The 2,758-nt window shown below is 57.1% G+C and carries 4 protein-coding genes and 1 pseudogene; 2 read left to right on the forward strand and 3 right to left on the reverse strand.

Going from position 1 to position 2,758, the window contains the following annotated elements; translation table 11 throughout:
- Positions 1-186: hypothetical protein (locus tag RY113_RS18290; protein WP_315915810.1), on the reverse strand; the 186-nt coding region annotated here is incomplete at its 3' end.
- 518 nt (positions 187-704) lie between these two features.
- Here RY113_RS18290 and RY113_RS18295 point away from each other — a divergent pair.
- Positions 705-917, forward strand: a complete 213-nt coding sequence (locus RY113_RS18295) for a hypothetical protein (protein WP_110107979.1) — start codon at positions 705-707, stop codon at positions 915-917.
- Between the two features lie 60 nt (positions 918-977).
- Positions 978-1,469, forward strand: a pseudogene (locus tag RY113_RS18300) (ATP-binding protein); the annotation flags it as partial.
- 23 nt (positions 1,470-1,492) lie between these two features.
- Here the strand turns inward: RY113_RS18300 and RY113_RS18305 are convergent.
- Positions 1,493-1,882: a hypothetical protein gene (locus tag RY113_RS18305; protein ID WP_315915811.1), complete on the reverse strand. Its 390-nt coding sequence runs from the start codon at positions 1,880-1,882 to the stop codon at positions 1,493-1,495.
- A 680-nt stretch (positions 1,883-2,562) separates the two neighbouring features.
- A partial coding sequence (locus RY113_RS18310) for a hypothetical protein (RefSeq protein WP_315915812.1) occupies positions 2,563-2,758 on the reverse strand: 196 nt, incomplete at its 5' end.

Below are 2,758 nucleotides of genomic sequence, written 5' to 3' on the forward strand. Positions count from 1 at the left end.
GGCAATCAGTACCCCAAAATCGGCAAAGCCTACCCACGGTGCCGTCCCGCCGCACTGCCACAAGCAATGCCAAGGATGCCAGGGCCAAGAAGACTCGCGGGAGCCGCAGTTCAACCACAATGCGGTACCGCTGTGATTAGTTGCCGGCGTGGTACCAGCCCAGGGATCAGCGCCCCAATCAGCCATGCAGTTGCTTCTGCTTCAGGTGTTAGGGATCATTTCTGGAGCGGGATCCTCGTGAAGGGACTTGTGGTCATACGGTCCCAGTGCTTTAGCTGAGTTGCTTCATTTCTTCTCTGCAAACGTCTTAGCCAGCCTGACGTTTGTCCCTACTGGTTTGGCAGGCACAGCCACGGTGGTGTGTCCTGTCCCTGGTTGCCGTGGCAAGCATCTTGGCGCCGCCCTCCGGAGGCGTAGATTCTCACGGGCAAGATACCGATGAGTTCCAGTAGGAAAGCTGTCCTGGGTCACAAGTATCCATGGACAGCCACACGTGAATGCCATTCTCAGTAGGCGAAACCAAAGGCACTACCTGATCCCCGCACACCTGCAACCGGATCGTCCCAAGCCTGCTATCGAAAGCCTCGTCTATACGATCTGGCCAATGACCAGCTGCGGATTCCCCCACGGATAACTAGGGCGTGTTGGTGGGGCCACCAACCCTCGCCGCCCACCCACTGACCGTGGCAAGGGGTGGCCAGTGAGTGCAACTCGTTGTTTACCGTCAGATTCTACGGATCAGCCCCGGTGTAAAAGTTGCAGCCCTTGAGCACCGGGTTCTCAGTCTCTCCCAACGCCGGCTGGCAGATCCGGCAGTAGTCATCGCTGGCTTGCCACCAGATAGGCGCCCGTTGCCATTAGTAGCCGGCTATGACGAACTACTGATGGCTCCGTCCCCAACCGCCCCCATCACCTAAGGACTAGATTTCATGAGTCCCACGGCCCCAGTTGCTGCTTCTAAAACGCTTCGGCAACGCCGTGACCGGCGCGCATCCGTCCGCCGAGTCAGAACAGCGAACTTTCCTGGCACTAAATGGTTGATCGGCTTCGATTACGTGGCGAATCCAAACATCAAAACACCGCGATCAAATCCCTCGCCACCCGGCTCGTGAACGAGCTCGTAGAGGCCAAGACGCGAAGGTCCTAGCGAAGACCATCGCCAGATACGGAAAGGCGGATTTGCTCTGCATCGATGAGCTGGGCTCATGGAACTAGATAAACGAGTATCCTAACTCCTCTTTCCGGGCCTCACTGAACGGGAAGTAGAAGCATCGGTTGCGATCGCCACCAACGAATCGCTCTCAGGATGGACGAAAACGTTCACCGACCCGAGTCTCTGCGCCGCCATCGTGGACCGGCTCACGTTCAAAGGCACCATCATTGAAACAGGGACAGACTCCTACCGCCTCGCCAACACGAAAAACCAACAACCCACCGTCGGCGTGGCCCTGTCCGGAGCTAATAGATAGCTAGTTGAAAGCGAAGGAAGGCGCTACCTGTCAGCAATCTTTTGTAGGACCTTGATGGGCGACTCGGACGTGTGGCGGCCCTCTGGGACGGCCACCCAAACGATGCCGTGCTGGTCTCGACGACTCCTTGCTATCTGGGTACCGATAGGCTCGGCGAGGTTGACCGCCACGTCACGGGCGAAGCCCTCAATGGTGCCGTCTGCTGAGTTTGTATGAAACTCGAGCCTGCACCCAAGAGTCATCATGGGGTCGACGGTTCGGCGGTACACCACGCAAACTGCATCCGACCAGTCCTGCCATGCGCCAAGGATCTGCACGTCTTCAGCCCAGTAGCGGTCGACTGCATCAATGATGTATGGCGAAGATGGCAGATACGGGTTGTTTACACCGGGGCTGGTGATTGAATATTTCACCCAGTTGGGGCTGAGGGACTCGCCGCTTTGATAGCAGTACATGGTGAGCTGGCCCATCTTGCCACCGACCGGTCACCTGTAGCAATTGGTGTGCGACTGCGTGTCCTTACACACCAAGCACCTCTCGCTGGTCAGTGGGCGCGCAGGTAGACGCACTGCACTGGCATTCACCCCCGTAGGCCTTGAGTAAGTACTGCAGTCCCTGAGGCGTTATGTTGGGCAAAAGCATCACCGGGCTCATCGCTTCCACACTCCAGATGTTGTGCTTGATCCATGTTCTATCCAACCCCAGCCCTAGTTGACAGCGCCGCCGTAGAAACCACACCAATCACGAGGGCTGCCTTCGATTCCAAACTTGGTATGTTCCTTTTTTCCACCGGACTAACCCGCCGCGCCATGTTCCGTTTCTAAACTGTGAGGGGACACATTTTGGGGGCGTAATTGAACGTGACAAGACAGAAAAAATCGCTGTCAAATTTCCCATTTGGGACCCCGGCGGTGCGCCGGTAAAGGCGAGCCTAGGGGCAACACAACTAATTAGTGAAGACCCTGAAGCAGAGGAATTGGAAGGCGACCCGTCCGGTACTGCCAACGTTGAAGACAGTAGCCCGAGACATCTCCTCCCCACGGCTACGAGCAGGTGGTCTCCGATGCGACTGCCACCTCAAGGCGACCCAGGTTCACATCGGATTGACATTCCAACCATCGCATCTGTGGTGCTGCCATCGAGCAAACATCAAAAGTCGGCGGTGGACAAGGTGCATGGTGGTGGGAACCAAGGGAAGCCCGTTAAATGCGGGGAGCCGCCCTGGTGTGGGGCGGCTCGAGTGGTGGTGGTTATTGTTGTTGGTGTTGATAGCCCGGTGGTTCTGAAAA

This window comes from Arthrobacter sp. lap29 (assembly GCF_032458965.1).
Taxonomy (GTDB): Bacteria; Actinomycetota; Actinomycetes; order Actinomycetales; family Micrococcaceae; genus Specibacter; species Specibacter psychrochitiniphilus.